At 71.4% G+C, this 16,955-nt stretch carries 13 protein-coding genes and 1 pseudogene; 8 read left to right on the forward strand and 6 right to left on the reverse strand.

From position 1 onward, the window contains the following. Positions 1 to 98: 98 nt before the first annotated feature. Positions 99 to 1,079: an Acg family FMN-binding oxidoreductase gene (locus ACWC5O_RS25600; RefSeq protein ID WP_450583604.1), complete on the forward strand. Its 981-nt coding sequence runs from the start codon at positions 99 to 101 to the stop codon at positions 1,077 to 1,079. A gap of 151 nt (positions 1,080 to 1,230) precedes the next feature. Here ACWC5O_RS25600 and ACWC5O_RS25605 read toward each other — a convergent pair. After that, positions 1,231 to 1,378 (reverse strand): annotated as a pseudogene (locus tag ACWC5O_RS25605) (pyridoxamine 5'-phosphate oxidase family protein); the annotation flags it as partial. Between the two features lie 366 nt (positions 1,379 to 1,744). On the opposite strand from ACWC5O_RS25605, the gene ACWC5O_RS25610 reads away from it, so the two are divergent. Next, on the forward strand, positions 1,745 to 3,031 hold the full coding sequence (locus ACWC5O_RS25610; RefSeq protein WP_450583605.1) for an MFS transporter: 1,287 nt from the start codon (positions 1,745 to 1,747) through the stop codon (positions 3,029 to 3,031). 207 nt (positions 3,032 to 3,238) lie between these two features. On the opposite strand, the gene ACWC5O_RS25615 is transcribed toward ACWC5O_RS25610, so the two are convergent. Further along, positions 3,239 to 3,877: a TetR/AcrR family transcriptional regulator gene (locus ACWC5O_RS25615; RefSeq protein ID WP_450583607.1), complete on the reverse strand. Its 639-nt coding sequence runs from the start codon at positions 3,875 to 3,877 to the stop codon at positions 3,239 to 3,241. A gap of 194 nt (positions 3,878 to 4,071) precedes the next feature. On the opposite strand from ACWC5O_RS25615, the gene ACWC5O_RS25620 reads away from it, so the two are divergent. After that, entirely contained in the window at positions 4,072 to 4,818 is a 747-nt protein-coding gene (locus ACWC5O_RS25620; RefSeq protein WP_450583609.1) for an ABC transporter ATP-binding protein, read from the forward strand. Between the two features lie 2 nt (positions 4,819 to 4,820). Further along, a complete protein-coding gene (locus ACWC5O_RS25625; RefSeq protein ID WP_450583610.1) occupies positions 4,821 to 7,301 on the forward strand; it encodes an ABC transporter permease in 2,481 nt (826 codons plus the stop codon). Between the two features lie 286 nt (positions 7,302 to 7,587). On the opposite strand, the gene ACWC5O_RS25630 is transcribed toward ACWC5O_RS25625, so the two are convergent. Together ACWC5O_RS25630 and ACWC5O_RS25635 are read right to left on the reverse strand one after the other, a co-directional pair. Beyond that, on the reverse strand, positions 7,588 to 8,259 hold the full coding sequence (locus tag ACWC5O_RS25630) for a response regulator transcription factor (protein ID WP_450583612.1): 672 nt from the start codon (positions 8,257 to 8,259) through the stop codon (positions 7,588 to 7,590). A gap of 4 nt (positions 8,260 to 8,263) precedes the next feature. After that, complete coding sequence (locus ACWC5O_RS25635) at positions 8,264 to 8,593, reverse strand: sensor histidine kinase (protein WP_450583613.1); 330 nt, start codon at positions 8,591 to 8,593, stop codon at positions 8,264 to 8,266. Positions 8,594 to 9,095: 502 nt separating this feature from the next. Here ACWC5O_RS25635 and ACWC5O_RS25640 point away from each other — a divergent pair. Together ACWC5O_RS25640 and ACWC5O_RS25645 are read left to right on the forward strand one after the other, a co-directional pair. Next, entirely contained in the window at positions 9,096 to 11,480 is a 2,385-nt protein-coding gene (locus ACWC5O_RS25640; RefSeq protein WP_450583615.1) for a phosphoketolase family protein, read from the forward strand. 88 nt (positions 11,481 to 11,568) lie between these two features. After that, positions 11,569 to 11,973 carry a DUF1003 domain-containing protein gene (locus ACWC5O_RS25645; protein ID WP_450583617.1) on the forward strand — a complete coding sequence of 135 codons (405 nt, stop codon included), beginning with the start codon at positions 11,569 to 11,571 and terminating at the stop codon, positions 11,971 to 11,973. Positions 11,974 to 12,006: 33 nt separating this feature from the next. Here the strand turns inward: ACWC5O_RS25645 and ACWC5O_RS25650 are convergent, their stop codons facing one another. Beyond that, positions 12,007 to 13,698 carry a sensor histidine kinase gene (locus ACWC5O_RS25650; RefSeq protein WP_450583619.1) on the reverse strand — a complete coding sequence of 564 codons (1,692 nt, stop codon included), beginning with the start codon at positions 13,696 to 13,698 and terminating at the stop codon, positions 12,007 to 12,009. A 693-nt stretch (positions 13,699 to 14,391) separates the two neighbouring features. Here ACWC5O_RS25650 and ACWC5O_RS25655 point away from each other — a divergent pair. After that, on the forward strand, positions 14,392 to 15,309 hold the full coding sequence (locus ACWC5O_RS25655) for a DUF1918 domain-containing protein (RefSeq protein WP_450583621.1): 918 nt from the start codon (positions 14,392 to 14,394) through the stop codon (positions 15,307 to 15,309). A gap of 85 nt (positions 15,310 to 15,394) precedes the next feature. Here the strand turns inward: ACWC5O_RS25655 and ACWC5O_RS25660 are convergent, their stop codons facing one another. After that, on the reverse strand, positions 15,395 to 15,751 hold the full coding sequence (locus ACWC5O_RS25660; protein WP_450583623.1) for a carboxymuconolactone decarboxylase: 357 nt from the start codon (positions 15,749 to 15,751) through the stop codon (positions 15,395 to 15,397). Between the two features lie 207 nt (positions 15,752 to 15,958). Between ACWC5O_RS25660 and ACWC5O_RS25665 the strand changes: the two genes are divergently transcribed. Next, a complete protein-coding gene (locus ACWC5O_RS25665) occupies positions 15,959 to 16,915 on the forward strand; it encodes a hypothetical protein (protein ID WP_450583624.1) in 957 nt (318 codons plus the stop codon). The last annotated feature ends 40 nt before the right edge of the window (positions 16,916 to 16,955 follow it).

Raw genomic sequence — 16,955 nt, forward strand, 5'->3', positions numbered from 1 at the left:
ACGGCCCTCGTCATGCGTCCTGCTACGACCGAAGGTAGAGGACATACGGGGAAGCCCCACTCACCCTGCGGCTCCCCACAGAAGTCGAGGAGCCACGCATGCAGACCCGGGAGATCGACGCCAGCGTGCTGGAGACGCTGATGGCCGCGGCGGTGGCGGCACCGTCGATCCACAACACGCAGCCGTGGCGCTTCGGGATGCAGGCGGCCACCCGGTCCATCGAGGTCCGCACCGACGACCGGCGAGCACTGCCGCTCGCCGATCCGGAGCGGCGCGCCCAGCACCTGTCCGTGGGCGCCGCGGTCTTCAACCTCCGGGTCGCTGTCGCGCACCTCGGCTGGGACCCGGTGGTCCGGCTACTGCCTGATCCCTGCGAGCCGGATCTGCTGGCCACCGTACAGATGACCGTATCCACCGGGGAGCTGCCGGAGTGCCGGTGGCTGTACCCGGCCGTCGAGCGGCGCCACACCAGCCGGATGCCGTTCACCGGTCGCCCGGTGCCCGAGTCGGTCCTGGCGGAGATGGCCGAGGCCGCACAGGCCGAGGGCGCGCGACTGTACGTGCCGGACTTCGCCGACACACGGCGGCTGCTCGGACTGACCGCGGTGGCCGAAGCGCGGAACCAGGCGGACCCGGCACGTACCGCCGAATCCCGCGCCTGGATCACGGCCCCCGGTGCGAACGTGCCCTACGGCATCCCGCTCACCGCTCTGGGCCCGCAGGATGCGGATGGGCGGATGCCGATGCGCGACTTCACCGGCCGACTGCCCGTACCGCGGCTGCCGGCCCGGCACTTCGAGCGCCATGCACAGGTGGCCCTGCTGTGGACGGCCCGCGACAGGCGAGAGGACTGGCTACGGGCGGGCCAGGCCCTGGAGCGCGTGCTGCTGACCGCGACCGCGCACGGAGTGCGCACCTCGATGCTGCACCAGGCGATGGAATGGCCCGACCTGCGGGCGGCGGCCTGCCTGCCGCAGCGGCGGTGCTGCCCGCAGGTGCTGATCCGGTTCGGCTACGGCCCGGACGGCGGCCGGACACCGCGCGCCTCCGCGCAGGCGGTCCGGCATCACGGGGACTGAGCGGGCCGGACCCACAGAGCGCGGTTCCGCACCGGTGACATGAGCCGTCACGGCTCGCGCCAAGGGGGCCTGGCAGCTGCGGTGGACGGGGAAGAGCCGGGGCGCGGCGGCCCTGGGCCGGTCGTGCCGCTGATCTCCCGCCCGGCGGGATTGGACCGGTCACCGCGGTGGCCCGGCCGGTGACGACCACGCGCCGGCCCGAGTGCTCGGCGGCGTTGAATTTCGGCTGCCTCGAAGGCGACCACGACTCCGTCGACCGCGCGGACCAGATCGGAGGAGGCCGAGGTGCGCACCAGGACGTGGGACATCGGCCCGCACGCCCTCAAGTGGCCGAGGCCGTGTCAGGGCCGGACGGCCCTCATGGCCGTCTCTGTCCAGCGACGAAGCGAACGCACGGCGTAAGTAGGCCGGCCCAGGGGCGCCCGCCGGACGTTGTGTCGCCAGGAGCCGAGCGTGACGGCAGTGCCAACGTGCGGAGAGGGCCGATCGGCCCCGATGGCCCGCCCGGTGAACGGTCCATACGGCCCCCGTGCGAGGACCGCTCGGACGGACACGAGGCACCGACGGCCCCATGCGCGACCGCCCCGGAATCACGAAACCTGGACATGGGCCGCCGAGCCGTTGGGGCGCGCAGCGGCCGGATCACAGCGATCAGGAGGAACACGATGGCGCTCCGGCGGTCTGGGAGAAGCGACGCAACAGCGTCGGCGCACGAGCCGGTGCCGGGCCGCGCCTGGCTGATGCTGGCGCTCGCCACGGTCGGCTTCGCCGTCAACTTCTGGGCGTGGGCGCTGCTCAGCCCGCTCGGCCCGCGGTTCAAGGAGAGCCTGGACCTGTCGTCGTTCCAGCAGTCGCTGCTGGTGGCGGTGCCGGTCGTGGTCGGCTCCCTGGGCCGCATCCCGGTCGGCGCCCTGACCGACCGGTTCGGGGGACGGGTGATGTTCCCGATCGTGTCGGCAGCCACCATCGTCCCCGTGCTCTACCTCGGCCTGGCCGGGCACTCCTCGCTTGCCGCCCTGCTGGTCGGCGGGTTCTTCCTCGGCATCGGCGGCACCGCCTTCGCCGTCGGCGTGCCCTTCGTGAACGCCTGGTTCCCGCCGGATCGCCGCGGTCTGGCCATCGGTGTCTTCGGCGCCGGCATGGGCGGCACCGCCATCAGCGCCCTGACCACGGTCAAGCTGGTCGACGCGCACCGCATGTCCACCCCGTTCCTGATCACTGCCGCGGTGCTGGCCGTGTACGCCGTGACCGCCGCGCTGCTGCTGCGCGACGCGCCCGGCCGCACCGTGCCGACCGAGCCGCTGGGACGCCGGCTGGCCGCCACCGCCCGGCTGAGCATCACCTGGCAGGCGTCCGCGCTGTATGCGGTCGCGTTCGGCGGTTACGTGGCCTTCTCCGTCTACCTGCCCACCTACCTCAAGACCGGCTACGGCCTCACCCAGGCCGACGCGGCGAACCGCATGGCCGGCTTCGTGCTCCTCGCGGTGGCGATGCGGCCGGTCGGCGGCTGGCTGTCCGACCGGCTGGGCCCGGTCCGGGTGCTGGCCGCGGCGCTGGCCGTGGTCGTGGCCGGGGCGGTCGTGCAGTCCTTCACCCCGGACCTGGCGCCGGTGGGAACCATCGCCTTCCTCGCCATGGCCGGCGCGCTCGGCGCGGGCAGCGGGGCGACCTTCGCCCTGGTCGCTCTGCTGACCCCGGCCAACAAGGTCGGCTCGGTCACCGGCGTGGTCGGCGCCGCGGGCGGTCTGGGCGGCTTCCTGCCTCCGCTGGTGATGGGCTCGCTGTACGGCGAGTACGGGACGTACGCGGCCGGCCTCGCCCTGCTCGCGATCGTGGCCGCCGCCGCGCTGATCTACACCCTCACCGGTGTCCGCGCCGCAGCCGAAGGCGGTGGGCGCAGGCAGCGCACCGGCGGCCGGCGGGGACACCGCACCACACGCACCACCGCGTAGGCGGTGCTGGCCGAGGCCGCCTGCGGCGGAGCGGGCACGGGTGGGCCGTAGGCGGCTTGGCTCGCAGGTCGGCTGAGTGGTTCCGTCGCCACTGCACACACGGACCCGAAACGGTCATGGGCGCAGGTCCGCACCGGCGTGCTCTCCACTGACGAGGGGCCCGGGGAGTTCCAGCCCCAGATCGTAGGAGGCGTCCTGCGGGTCGGATCAGATGCCGCGTTCGATCGAGTCCATGAGCCGTTGTCCGGCTTCGTGGGCTTGTACGGGAAGCAGGCCGCGCAGGGGGCCGTCGATGAGGAGTACGGCCAGGCCGTGCACGGCGGACCAGACGAAGTATTCGGCGCCGGGGCGGCGGTCGGGGGGCAGGGCGCCGGTCTCGACGAGGTCGTCCAGGGCCGCGCCCAGAAGTTGGAACGCGGTCAAGCCGCCGGGGCCGTCGGAGGATTCGTTCTCGGTGTCGGCCATGTCGGTGGTGGAGAACGCGGTGCGGAACAGCCCCGGTTCGGCCTGGGCGAAGCGCAGGTAGCTGGTGGCGAGGGCGCGGATGCGGGCACGGGCGGACTCGACCGGGTCGTCGGCCGGCGGCAGGGCCGCCAGCTCCGTCTCCATGGCGGCGGCCAGTCGGGCCAGCGCTGCCTGGCGGATGGCGCGCAGAAGGGCGTTGCGGTCGGCGAAGTGGCGGTAGGCGGCGTTGGGGACCACGCCCACCTGCCGGGTGACCTCGCGCAGGACCACCGTGTCGGGCCCGCCATCGCGGACCAGTTCGAGTCCGGCCTGGATCAGGGCGTTCCGCAGATCGCCGTGCCGGTAGGTGTCGCGCTTCCTTGCGCCGGCCCTGGAAGTCATCGCCACTCCTTTTGTGGACGGCGTCCACATAGCTGTGTAACCTGCGAAGCGCCCGCCCCCATATTGCGGCGCCACTGTGGCACCGCAATGTGGACATCGTACACAAGGTGCTTTGAGCAGCCTGGATCGTCCGTCCCGCAGCACTGTGCGGATCGGCAGTGATCCCGCCATCACACTTCAATGACGAGGAATCCATGGACGATGCGGTACGGCTTGAGTCACTGACCAAGACCTACGGATCGGGCGACAGCGCGGTGACCGCGCTGCGCGATATCCAGGTCTCCTTCCCGAAGGGGAGCTTCACCGCCGTCATGGGGCCGTCCGGCTCAGGTAAGTCAACGCTGCTGCAGTGTGCGGCCGCCCTGGACCGGCCCTCGTCGGGCCGGGTACTCATCGACGGGACGGATGTCGCGGGGCTGAGCGAGACCCGACTCACCGAATTTCGGCGGGAGTCGACTGGCTTTGTCTTCCAGGCGTTCAACCTGCTGCCCTCGCTGACCGCCGAGCAGAATGTGGCGCTACCGGTGCGGCTGGCCGGGCGCAGGCCCGATCGGCGGGCCGTGCAGCAGGCACTCGCCCAGGTGGGGCTGGAGAAGAAGGCGGGGAGCCGGCCCAGTCAGCTCTCCGGCGGCCAGCAGCAGCGCGTCGCTGTCGCCCGCGCGCTGGTGAGCCGCCCGGCCGTGCTCTTCGCCGACGAACCCACCGGTGCGCTCGACCTCACCACAGGACGCGAACTGCTGGATGTACTGCGGAAACTGGTCGACAGCCCGGCGGACGACGGACTGACCACGGTGGTGATGGTCACGCACGATCCGAATGCGGCCTCGCGTGCGGACCGGGTGCTGTTCCTCGCCGACGGCAGCCTGGTCGGCGAACTGATCTCTCCCACCTCCGAAGCGGTCGCCGCGCGGATGACCGAGCTGGCGGTGCCGACGTGCTAGCAGTGGCTTTCCAGACCCTGCGGGGTCGCTGGATGTCGTTCCTCGGCACAGTTGTGGCGTTGGTGCTCGGGGTCGCCCAGATCGCTGCCATGGGCTTACTGCTGACGACCACGCTGGATCTGCCGGACCGGCCTGTGGAGCGGTTCGCCGGCGCCCCGGCCGTGGTGATGCCCTCCGACCCGACGTGGAATTCCGCCCGGCACGACCTCGGCGTCCGCTCGTTGCCGCAGGCCGAGGGCGTATCGCAGGATCTGCTGCAGAAGGTCTCCGCCACCGGCGGCACCGTGGTGGACCGGGCCTTCTACGCCCAGCTCGAAGGCGGCCCCAAGGACCAGGTCGGGCATCCCTGGCCGGTGGCACGGTTCGGCGGGTACACGTTGAAGGACGGCCGCGTGCCCGCCTCCGACACGGAGATCGTCGTCGCCTCCGGCCGGGCGCGGACCGGCGACAAGGTGACCGTGCTGACCGCCGCGGGCGTCGGATCGTACACAGTGAGCGGCACCGTCTCTCCGGTCGACTGGGAGGACGCGGTCTTCTTCACCGACGCCGAAGCGGCCCGCCTCGCCCCACGGATCGAGGCTCTGGTGGCATTCGGTGCGATCGACAAGGTGCGCGAGGCAGTCGGTAAGGAAGCCGAGGTGCTCACCGGGCAGGACCGTCACCAGGCCGACGCCAGCGCGGACCGCGACCGCGAGGCGCTGGACAACACCATCACCCTGGTGCCGGTGATGGCCGGTGTGGCGGGCACCACAGCGGTGTTCGTGGTGGCGTCCACCTTCGCCTTCGCAGTGATTCAGCGCCGCCGCGACGTCGCCCTCCTGCGCACCGTGGGTGCCACCTCCCGACAGGTGCGCCGGATGATACGGAACGAGGCGCTGCTGGTCAGCGCCTTCGCGTCGGTGGTGGGTACGGTACTCGGCCTGTTCGGCGCGCAGTTGCTCGCCGACATGCTCATCGGGATGGGTGTCTCCCCACCCTGGTTCCGTGTCGAACCCTCGCTGCACTGGACAGTGCTGGCGCCACTCGCCGCCGCCTTCCTGGTCGGCGTCCTGGTGGCGCTCTGCGGTGTGACCGTCGCCGCACGGCGAGCCGGCCGCATCCGTCCCGTCGAGGCGCTGCGCGAGGCGGCGGTCGACGACCCCGGGATGACCCCGGGGCGAGCGCTGCTCGGTGCCATGGGGCTGGTCTGCGGAGCCGGGCTGACTGCCTGGATCGCGCTCGGCGACCCCGCCATGGTCCTCTCGCCCAGCGCCTACGCTCTCTCGCTGCTGGTTCCGGTCCTGGCCGCCGCTGTGCTCGCACCGCTCGCCGTCGGACCGCTCACCCGGCTGCTGATGTGGCCGCTGCGCCGGCTCCCGGGACCCACCGCCCTGCTCGTACGGGAGAGTGTGCTGACCTCGCGGCGGCGCACCGCTGCCACAGCCGCGCCCGTCCTGCTCACCGTCGGCCTGACATTTTCACTGCTGGCCGCCACCGACGCGCTCGGCGCGGCACGCGAGAACGGACTGCAGAACCAGGTGAGGTCGGAGTATGCGCTCGCCCCCGACGGCACTTCGGGCATCAGCCCGCAGGTCGTCGAGAAGGTCTCCCGTATCGACGGCGTGCAGGTCGCGGCCCCCATCCTCACCACCATCTACACCCATGACGAGGACCGGCTGGAGGTGAACGACGGGCTCGTCGTGGACGGTGCCGCGCTGAAGCGGATGATGGACCTGAAGGTGGTCGACGGCTCGTTGGACGCCCTGGACGACAACAGCACGGTCGTGCCCGATCTGTGGGGCATGAACGTCGGCTCGATGCTCAGGGTCCTGATGGCCGACGGCGAAGAGGCCAACCTGCGCATCGCGGCCACCTACCATGCGCTGCGCGGCGAGGACGTCGCCTATCTGCCCCGGCGGTTCGCCAAGACCGCCGTCTACGCCCGCGACGGACTCGCGCGGCGCGCCTACATCTCACTGGAGTCCGGCACCGACCGCACCGCCGCGACCACGGCAATCCGCAAGGCGGTCGCCGGAACCGGAGCCCGCTTCATCACCAGGGACCAGCTGGTCGCCTCGGACAGCGCGTACGCACGCCACCTGACCGAGGTGCGGCAGCGCTCCATCACCGTGATCGTCGTGATGTTCTGCTTCATCGCGATCCTCAACACCCTGCTCATGGCGACCGCCGACCGGCGACGCGATCTGGCGGTGCTCCGGATGGCCGGAGCCACGCCGAAACAGGTCATGCGGTTCTTCATTGCCGAATCGCTCCTGGTGGCCGCCATCGGGGTGGCACTGGCATTGATCGCGACCGCCCTCAACCTCACGGGTCTGTGGGGCGCACTGCACCAGCTGTTCGGCACGGCACCCATCACGGTGCCATACGCAGTGATCACCGGCATCGTCGGCATGTCCACGCTGCTCGCGGTGGCCGGAACCGTGCTGCCCGTCAGCGCGGCACTGCGCGCCAGGACGGTGCAGCTCGCCGGCACCCGCGAATAGCCGTACACAGAACCGTGGCCGCAAAAGGTCCGCGCGGTCCGGTGCCGCTCCCTGCCAAGAGCGGGCCGACCAGAACTCGATGGCGACGACCTGCATCTGCGCGAGGCGCTGCTCGCGTTCCGCTTGGGCGGCGTCGGCACGCTGCTGCCGCCGCGTAAGCCACGACCCGAACCACACACCGGCGGCCCGGAGAGACGGGGCCCCATGCGCGCCCGCACGGACACCACTGCAGTGACGGGGCCCGGAGGGATCTGGACCGCCGTGATTCCGGCCGATCAGAGACTCATCAGCCGGTCGGAGCCCCGGCGATGCGATAGCCCACCCCGGGCGTTGTCGTGATGACCGGCGGGCTGCCCAGCTTGCGGCGCAACCGGCCGATGGTGACCGTCACCGTGTTGGTGAACGGGTCGGCGTTCTCGTCCCACACCTGTTCCAGGAGGTCCTCGGCGCTCAGGAAGCCCGGACTGGCGCGCAGCAGAGCCTCCAGGACGGCGAACTCCTTGACGGACAGCTCCAGCGGACGGCCGTCGCGGAGGGCGGTCCGGCGTACCGGGTCGAGTTCGAGGCCGGCGGCGCGCAGCGTGCGGGCCCGGGCGGCCGGCCTGCGGCGGGCCAGGGAGCGAATGCGCCGGATCAGCTCCGGGAAGTGGAAGGGCTTGGCAAGGTAGTCGTCGGCGCCGAGGGTGAGACCGCTGACCCGGTCGCCGGGCGCCCCGGCTGCAGTCAGCATCAGCACCGTCGCGCGATCGTCCCGCTCGGTGATCATCTGACAGAGCGTGTCGCCGTGGATGCCGGGCAGGTCGCGGTCGAGGACCACCACGTCGTACGCGTTCAGGTCGAGCTTGGCGGCGGCGGCCAGACCGTCGTGCGCGACGTCGACGGCCATCCCCTGATCCCGCAGTCCCTCGGCGACGACCTCGGCGAGCGACCGCGCGTCCTCCACGACCAGAACCCTCACGATGTCACCCTTCGGAACCGGCCGCCGACGGCAGCGCCGCCGCAACGCACAGGCCGCCCTCCGGCCGGGCCAGGAGGGCGAGGCGGCCGCCGTGGGCTGCGACGATCGACAACCCCAGGCCGGAACTCCCCTCCGGCCCCGTCCGGTCGGCGCCGAGCCGCTCGAACGGCTGTGTCAGCCGGTCCACCTGTCCCTGGTCGAGGACGTGCCCGCCGGTCTCGACGACGAGGCGTGCCTCGGTGCCGTCGTGTTCGGTGGAGATCCGGATCCAGCCGCTCTCCTCGTTGTGCACGATCGCGTTGTCGACCACGTTCTCCACCAACCGGGACAGCACTCCGCCGGATACTTCCCGCTTCCGTGGTGGGCCGGGATCGCTGTGCTGTGTGCGTACACGGTGACGGTTCTGGGACTTGCGCTGAGCCGCCTGCCGCAGAGCGATGAGCGGGCCGAGCAGCCCGGGGACTGAGCCCTGCCGCCGCCGTCGTTCCACACGGCCACGTCTTCGCTGAGCAGGTCGGTGAGTCCGGTCAGTCGCCGCTGCGCGGATCAGCGGGGTCGTGACGAAGACGGCGAGCGCGGCGACGGCCGCGGTGGTCGCGGCCGGGCGCCCACCGTCGTCCGACCGCGGCCTCAACGGCCTTCGCGGGGCAGGTATTCCGCCGAAGACGTGTGAACTGAGCGCCTGTCAGGGACCGAGTTCCGACTCCGTTCGGTTCGCTGCGGCAGGTGTGGCCCGAACGGCCCTGTCGGGTACCCCGCGCGGCGGCAGAGGGTGGGACGTACAGACCGGCATGTACGGCACCCGGACCCCTGCCCCGACTCGGAAAGGATCCCCGATGTCCATCGACACGCAGCAGGCGCCCGCCCAGCTGGAGGAGGACGAGCTGAGGTCGCTGGACGCCCACTGGCGCGCCGCGAACTACCTGTCCGTGGGCCAGATCTACCTGATGGCCAACCCCCTGCTGACCGAACCGCTCCGGCCCGAGCACGTCAAACCTCGGCTACTGGGCCACTGGGGCACCTCACCCGGCCTGAACCTGGTGCACACCCACCTCAACCGCGTCATCAAGGCCCGCGACCTGGACGCCCTGTGCATCTGGGGCCCCGGACACGGCGGACCCGCCGTGCTCGCCAACTCCTGGCTGGAGGGCTCGTACACCGAGACCTATCCCGACATCACCCGGGACGCGGGCGGCATGGCCCGGCTGTTCAAGCAGTTCTCCTTCCCCGGCGGGGTGCCCAGCCACGTGGCCCCCGAGACCCCCGGCTCCATCCACGAGGGCGGCGAACTCGGCTACTCGCTCGCCCACGCCTACGGGGCCGCCCTCGACAACCCGGACCTGCTGGTGGCCTGTGTGATCGGTGACGGCGAGGCGGAGACCGGCCCGCTGGCCGCCTCCTGGCACTCCAACAAGTTCCTCGACCCGGTCCGTGACGGCGCCGTCCTGCCGATCCTGCACCTCAACGGCTACAAGATCGCCAACCCGACCGTGCTGTCCCGCCTGCCCGAGCACGAACTCGACGAACTGCTGCGCGGCTACGGCCACGCCCCCGTTCACGTCTCCGGCGACGACCCGATGACTGTCCACCGGGCGATGGCCGCCGCGATGGATGACGCACTGGAGCGCATCGCGGCCATCCAGAGCAGTGCCCGTGAGGACGGCGTCGGGGAGCGGCCGCACTGGCCGGTGATCGTGCTGCGCACCCCCAAGGGCTGGACCGGCCCGGCCGAGGTCGACGGCCTGCCCGTGGAGGGCACCTGGCGCGCCCACCAGGTCCCGCTGGCCGCCGTACGGGACAACCGCGAGCACCTGCGGCAACTGGAGCAGTGGATGCGCTCCTACCGGCCGGAGGAACTGTTCGACCAGCACGGCGCCCCGCGCCCCGACGTGCTGGCCTGCGTCCCCGAGGGCAGGCGCCGACTGGGCGCCAACCCGCACGCCAACGGCGGGCTGCTGCTGCGGGAGCTTTCCCTGCCGCCGCTGGAGCGGTACGCCGTCGAGGTCGACAAGCCCGGCGCCACCATGCACGAACCCACCCGTGTTCTCGGCGACATGCTCCAGGACGTCATGCACGCCACGAGTGGACGGCGCGACTTCCGCCTCGTCGGCCCCGACGAGACCGCCTCCAACCGGCTCCAGGCGGTCTACGCGGCCAGCGGCAAGGCATGGCAGGCCCAGGTGCTCCCAGTGGATGAGCACCTCGAACGTCACGGCCGGGTGATGGAGATCCTGTCCGAACACACCTGCCAGGGCTGGCTGGAGGGCTACCTTCTCACCGGCCGGCACGGGCTGTTCTCCTGCTACGAGGCCTTCGTCCACATCGTCGACTCGATGGTCAACCAGCACATCAAGTGGCTGCGCACCACTCGTCGGCTGCCCTGGCGCGCGCCGATCGCCTCGCTCAACTACCTGCTGACCTCGCACGTGTGGCGCCAGGACCACAACGGCTTCTCCCACCAGGACCCCGGTTTCGTCGACCACATCCTCAACAAGAGCCCCGAGGCGGTTCGGGTCTACTTCCCGCCGGACGCCAACACCCTGCTGTCCGTGGCCGATCACGCGCTGCGCAGCAAGGACTACGTCAACGTCGTCGTCGCCGGCAAACAGCCCTGCTTCGACTGGCTCTCCATGGCGGAGGCGAAGGTCCACTGCGCACGCGGTGCGGGTATCTGGGAGTGGGCCGGCACCGAGAACGGCTCCCGTGAACCGGACGTGGTGCTGGCCTGCGCGGGCGACGTGCCCACCCAGGAGGTGCTCGCCGCGGCCCAGTTGCTGCGCCGGCACCTGCCGGAACTGGCCGTCCGTGTGGTCAACGTCGTCGACATCGCCCGGCTGCTGCCGAGCGAGGAACACCCGCACGGGATGACCGACTTCGAATACGACGGCCTGTTCACCCCGGACAAGCCGGTGATCTTCGCATACCACGGCTACCCGTGGCTGATCCACCGCCTGGCCTACCGCCGTACCGGGCACCGCAACCTGCACGTTCGCGGCTACAAGGAGATCGGCACCACGACCACGCCGTTCGACATGGTGGTCCGCAACGACCTCGACCGCTACCGCCTCGTCATGGACGTCATCGACCGCGTCCCCGGCCTGGCGGTGCGCGCCGCCACCGTACGCCAGAGCATGGAGGACGCCCGCCAGCGCCACGACGTCTGGATCCGGGAGCACGGCATGGACCTGCCCGAGGTCGCCGACTGGACGTGGGATGGCTGACCGGTCCTCCGTCTCGGACGCCTCGGCCGCCCGACAGGGCGGCCGAGGCGTGCGGGGCGCACGATCTCTACGCGAGAGGTACGCCGAGATGAGCCAGTCCGTGGCCGGGGTTCGGCACCACCCCGCGGTGATCGCACATCACAGCAGGCGCGCAGAAGACGTTCAGCTACGTGTCGCCGACGCCATCACCAAGTTCGCCGGCTCGATGACGTTCGTCTACATCCACGCCGTCGTCTTCGCGGTCTGGATGCTGTTCTTCGAGTCCAGCCCCTGGCCCACGTTGACTCTGGTGGTGTCACTCGAAGCGATCTTCCTGTCGACGTTCGTCATGATCGGCCAGAACCGGCAGGCGGCCTTCCAGCAGATCAAGGCAGACCACGACTTCGTCGAGCAGGAACTGGAACTCAAGACCAATACCGAGCTGACTCGGGCCATCCACATGATGACCATGGAACTCCACAGGCGCCTGATCGACGGCGGCGACGAGCCGTAGCCGCTGGATGAAGCCCTTGACCGGCGGGAAGCGTCAGCCTGCCGAGGAGATCGGAACGGCCCACTCGACGACGGTGCCGCTCGGCCGGCTCGCGGAGACGCTGAAGGTGCCGCCCAGCTCCTCCGCGCGCCTGCGGAGGTTGGCCAAGCCGCTGCGGCGGGTGGCCGCCGGGTCGATTCCTCGGCCGTTGTCGGCTACACGTAGCTTCAGCTCGGTGTCGGTGACCTCGACGGTGACGTCGACGGTGCCGGCGTGCGCGTGCCGGGCGGCGTTGGACAGGGCTTCGCCGAGCACGGCCAGCAACTGCTCGGCCTGTTCGGCGGAGACGGCCGTGTCCAGCAGCCCCGTCATGCGCAGCGCGGGGGCGAAGCCGAGCGACTCGGCGGCCCGTTCGGTGGCCGCCACCAGCTGGGCGCGCAGTCCACTGCCGCGAGACTGATCGTGCTCGCGCAGGGCGTAGACGGTCGAGCGGATGATCTTGATGGTGTCGTCGAGGTCGTCCACGACCCGCTGGATCCGTTCGCTCACCTGCGGCCGGTCGGAGACCCTGCCCAGTGTGGACTGCAGGGACAGCGCGCCGGCGAAGAGCCGTTGGATGACCAGGTCGTGCAGGTCCCGGGCGATCCGGTCGCGGTCGTTGAGTACGACCATGCGTTCGGTGTCCCGGCGGTGTTCGGCGACGTCCAGGGCCAGCGCGGCCTGGTTGCCGAACCCGGTGACCATGTCGATCACGGCGTCGGTGAAGAGGACGCCGCCGGGTACGTTCGCGACCTGTAGCACCCCGCGGACGTGCTCTCGGGTGCCGAGGGGGACGAAGAACGCCGGCCCGAGCTCCACCACCGAGGCGCTGCCGCCCTCGGCGCGCGGGTCGACGCTCACGGCCTCGCTGGTGATCGTCTCCCCTGACGTGTAGACCTTGGCGGCCAGCGCCGTGGCGGGCAGCAGCAGCCCGCCGACCTCTTCGGCCCGCGCTCCCGAGGCGGCCTCGATGACCAGCTCGCCCTTGTCGCCGACGGGCACCGCCAGGGTGACCAGGTCCGCGCCGGCCATCTCCCGCACGGTGGTGGTGAAGGACTCCAGTACGGCGGCGGGCTCGGCGCCGGACAGGAGGCTGCGGGTCAGTTCGTTGCTGGCCGCCAGCCATCGCTGCCGGCGGTGCGCGTCGTCGTACAGCCGGGCGTTGTCGATCGCGACACCGGCCGCCGCGGCCAGGGTGCGCAGCACCGCCTCGTCGTCGGTGTCGAACTCCGTGCCGCTCTTCTTGTTGGTCAGGTACAGGTTGCCGAAGACCTGGTCACGCACCCGGATCGGAGCACCGAGGAAGCTGGTCATCGGTGGGTGCCCGGCCGGGAAGCCGGCGGATGCCGGATGGTCCGCCAGGTTCGCCAGGCGCAGCGGCTCCGGGTGCCGGATGAGCAGCCCGAGGATGCCCTCGCCGCGCGGGTAGTGTCCGATGCGGGCGATGGCCTCCTCGTCGATCCCGACGGTGAGGAACTGCTTGATCGTGCCTTCGTCGCCAAGGACGCCGAGTGCCCCGTACTGGGCGTCGACCAGGGTGACCGCCGACTCCACGATGCGGTGCAGCACCACCTCCAGGTCGAGGTCGGAGCCGACGGCCAGCACCGCGTCGAGCAGCGTGTGGACCCGGTCCCGAGCCGCCCGGACCTGCGCCACCTGCTGCTGCAGGTCGTCCAGCAGAACGTCCAGCCGCAGCTGCGGAGACATCCCGAATGCCTCCACCTCACGCGAATCCTGCGCGCGTTCGTCCACCACAGCTCCCCTCACCGTCTCGCGGCACACTCCCCAAGGATGCCCGACGAGCCGAATCCGTTCGACGGCACCCGGCGGGTAGCGGGGAACGGTTCACGAGCGGTCGGCTGTAGGAGAGCCGTCGCACGGCTGGGTCCCGCTGCATCGGGCGTTGCGTGTACGGGAGCTCCGATTCGGGGCGTCGCGGGCGCGCAGACCCGTGTCGACGGACCGTTCGGGGTGATCGGCCAAGCCGTCCGTGAAGAAGATCAGGGGCCGGCCGGTGTGGACGCCCGGGGCACACCGGGCTCGGCGTGTTCGGCGTGGTGAATCAGCTGCCCCAGGAGCCCTCGGCCCTGCGGTTGATCTCATCTGTCGGCCCGACCCGTGCGCAGCAGGGCTCGGTGACCCTTGAAGGAGAGCCGTCCGGTCGGTCGCACTTCTACCGGGTGGCGAGCGACGATGGATGCCAGGAGATCTCCCGCCACGGGCCTCGTACCCGGGGCGACCTGCTGGAACTACTCACAGAAGCGGGAAGCTCCGCCCCGTCTTCGGAGCCGCGGTCCCGAGACCGACCCGCTCGGCCACCCGAGTGCCGGACCACGTGCGGCGGCACACCGCGCGTGACACGTTGGACTACAGCATCACCTTGAGGGGACGGTGGCGATCATGCGAGCAGAACTCGGCGATCAACTCGTCATCGAAAGTCCGACGACGGGTACCTCCCGGCGCGACGGCGAGATCGTCGGACTGCACCATGCGGATGGAACGCCGCCGTACGACGTGCGCTGGTCGGACACACACGAGGTGACGCTGGTGTTCCCGGGGCCCGACGCGCACGTCCGTCATCTCGAGCATGGGCCAGGGAGTGCCGACGGGCCTTCCGGGCGGGTCACCGGGGAGACTGGAGGCGTGTCCGACAGAACCCCACGGGAGACGGAACCGAACCCCGGCGACATCGGCCGGCGCGTGGCCGCCGAGCGCGAGCGACAGGGCCTGAGCCGGGAAGAGACTGCCCGCCGTGCTGCAATGGCGCCGGACTACCTTGCCTACCTGGAAGAACGCGCGGCCGATCCGAGCCTGGCGACGCTCATCCGCCTCGCCTCGGCGCTGGGTACCAGCGTCGCAGCCCTGCGCGGGGGCGGCGTCGATCTGCCGCCGGGCCAGGGACACGCGCTCCTGCACCCCCAGCTTCGGGACCTCAGCCCCGACGAATGCCGCGCGCTGCTTTCCACCCATGGCGTGGGGCGTGTAGCGGTGTCGACCCCCGACGGCCCGGCGGTCGTCCCGGTGAACTACGAGGTCATCGATGACGCGATCGCCTACCGGACGACCCCCGACTCCGTACCCGCGGCGGCCGTGGGAGCGGAGGTGGCCTTCGAGGTCGACCACGTGGACGAGGCCTTGAGCCAGGGCTGGAGCGTTCTCGTCGTCGGTCCCGCGCGAGTCGTCACGGAGCCCGACGTCGTGCGGCGCCTGGCCGAGCACGCCCACGCCGAGCCTTGGGCGGGCGGCGAGCGTGAGATGTGGGTGTCGATCCGGCCCAGGCGGCTCACCGGCCGCCGGATCAGGCCGGTCGGCCAGTGAGGCTCCGGCGCGTCGCCACCGACTCCAGGTTCGGTCGTACCTGACGTCGTCTCACATTCACGGGGACGAGCCGTTGTTGCCCGGTTCAGGAGCGGTCCCGGCTTCGGGCCTCGGCCTCGGCGATGGACTGGGCCTCTGTCTCGGCCAGGGCGATGGCCACGCCGAAGGCCTCGGCGATGTGGCCCGCGGCCGACATGACGCGCGCGGTGCCGACGACGGGGGCGATCGCCACGAGGACGTCCTGCAGCTGCTCCACGGTCAGTTCGGCCTTGACCGCCGGGTCGACGTGGGCGAGGTAGGAGATCGCCGGTGCGTCCATGGCCACGAGCGCGGCGATGCGGGTCAGGATGAGCGTGTGCTCGTCCATGCCGCAGCGTTCGATCGAGTCGATCGTCATGGCCGCCAGCGTGTCGAGAACGGGAGCGTCTGATGTGGTGGGCATGGGAGACCGCCTTTCCGGAGTCTGCCGTCTTGGCTCCCCTCACCGTAGGCGGCCGCCCGCCGCCCCTTGCTCACCCGACGCGGGTGAGCCCGTCCGGACGTCGGTGACCACGATCCGAATGACGTGTACGCGCCGTTCTGGTCGGTCGAGGCAGGTCACCCCTGGTGGGTGAGGGCGGGCCGCGGCCCGGGATGGTCCGATAGCGGCATGAGCAGGTCCGCGGGCGACTCGCCCGCCTCCGCGCCGACGGGTGGGAGCGGCGACGACGGCCTGGTGCGGCCCGTGCCCCAGGGGGTGACGCGGCTGGTCCTGGGCCTGGCCGACCTTGCGTCGCAGGCCGTGTCCGCGGCTCGTCCCGGGACTCCGCGTCCGCCGGGCGCGCCGGCGCCCCTCGGCGACGCCCTGCTCGGACTCGCGCTGGAGGCGGAGCGGCGGTCGGTGTCCAGGGTCATGGGCACGGCCGACCGGGCCGGGCGCCTGGCCCGCGCCGCGACCCGGCTGCTCGTGCCGTCGGCCGTGCGGGGTGCGGCGGACCGCCGCATCGCGTACTGGAGCGCGCGGGGAGCGGCGGAACGGGTGCGGTCGCGCCACCAGGCGGAGGACCTGGCGCGGGCGCTCGTCCGGGCGGTGACGGCGGCCGTCGTGGACGAGCTCGACCTCGACGCCGTCGCCGACCGTCTCGACGTGGACCGCGTGGCCCGCCGCATCGACCTCGACGCCCTGCTGGCCCGGGTCGACCTCGACGCGGTCCTCGCCCGCGTCGACCTGGACGCCGTGCTGGCCCGTGTCGACGTCGACACGCTGCTGGCCCGGGTCGACCTCGACGCCGTCATCGGCCGGATCGACGTGGACGCGGTGGCGGAGCGGCTGGACGTGGACCGTGTCGCCCGGCGCATCGACCTCGACGCGGTGCTGGCCCGGGTGGACCTGGTGACGTACACCGAGCAGGTGCTGGAGGAGCTGGACGTCGGGCGGCTCGTCCGGGACACCGGCGGCAGCATGACGGCGGAGACGCTGGACGCGTTCCGTGAGCAGAACGCCCGCGCCGACCGGTTCGTGGACCGGTTCGCCGGCCGGCTGCTGCATCGTGCCGGATCCTCTCCGGAGCCGCCGGCCGGTGAGCCGCCGCCCGGAGCGCGACGCGAGGGACCGGCGGCGCCGTGACCTCGATGGCCCGTGCCTCCGGTCCCTCGGTCGTCCAAGG

It is taken from the genome of Streptomyces sp. NPDC001450, assembly GCF_053597295.1.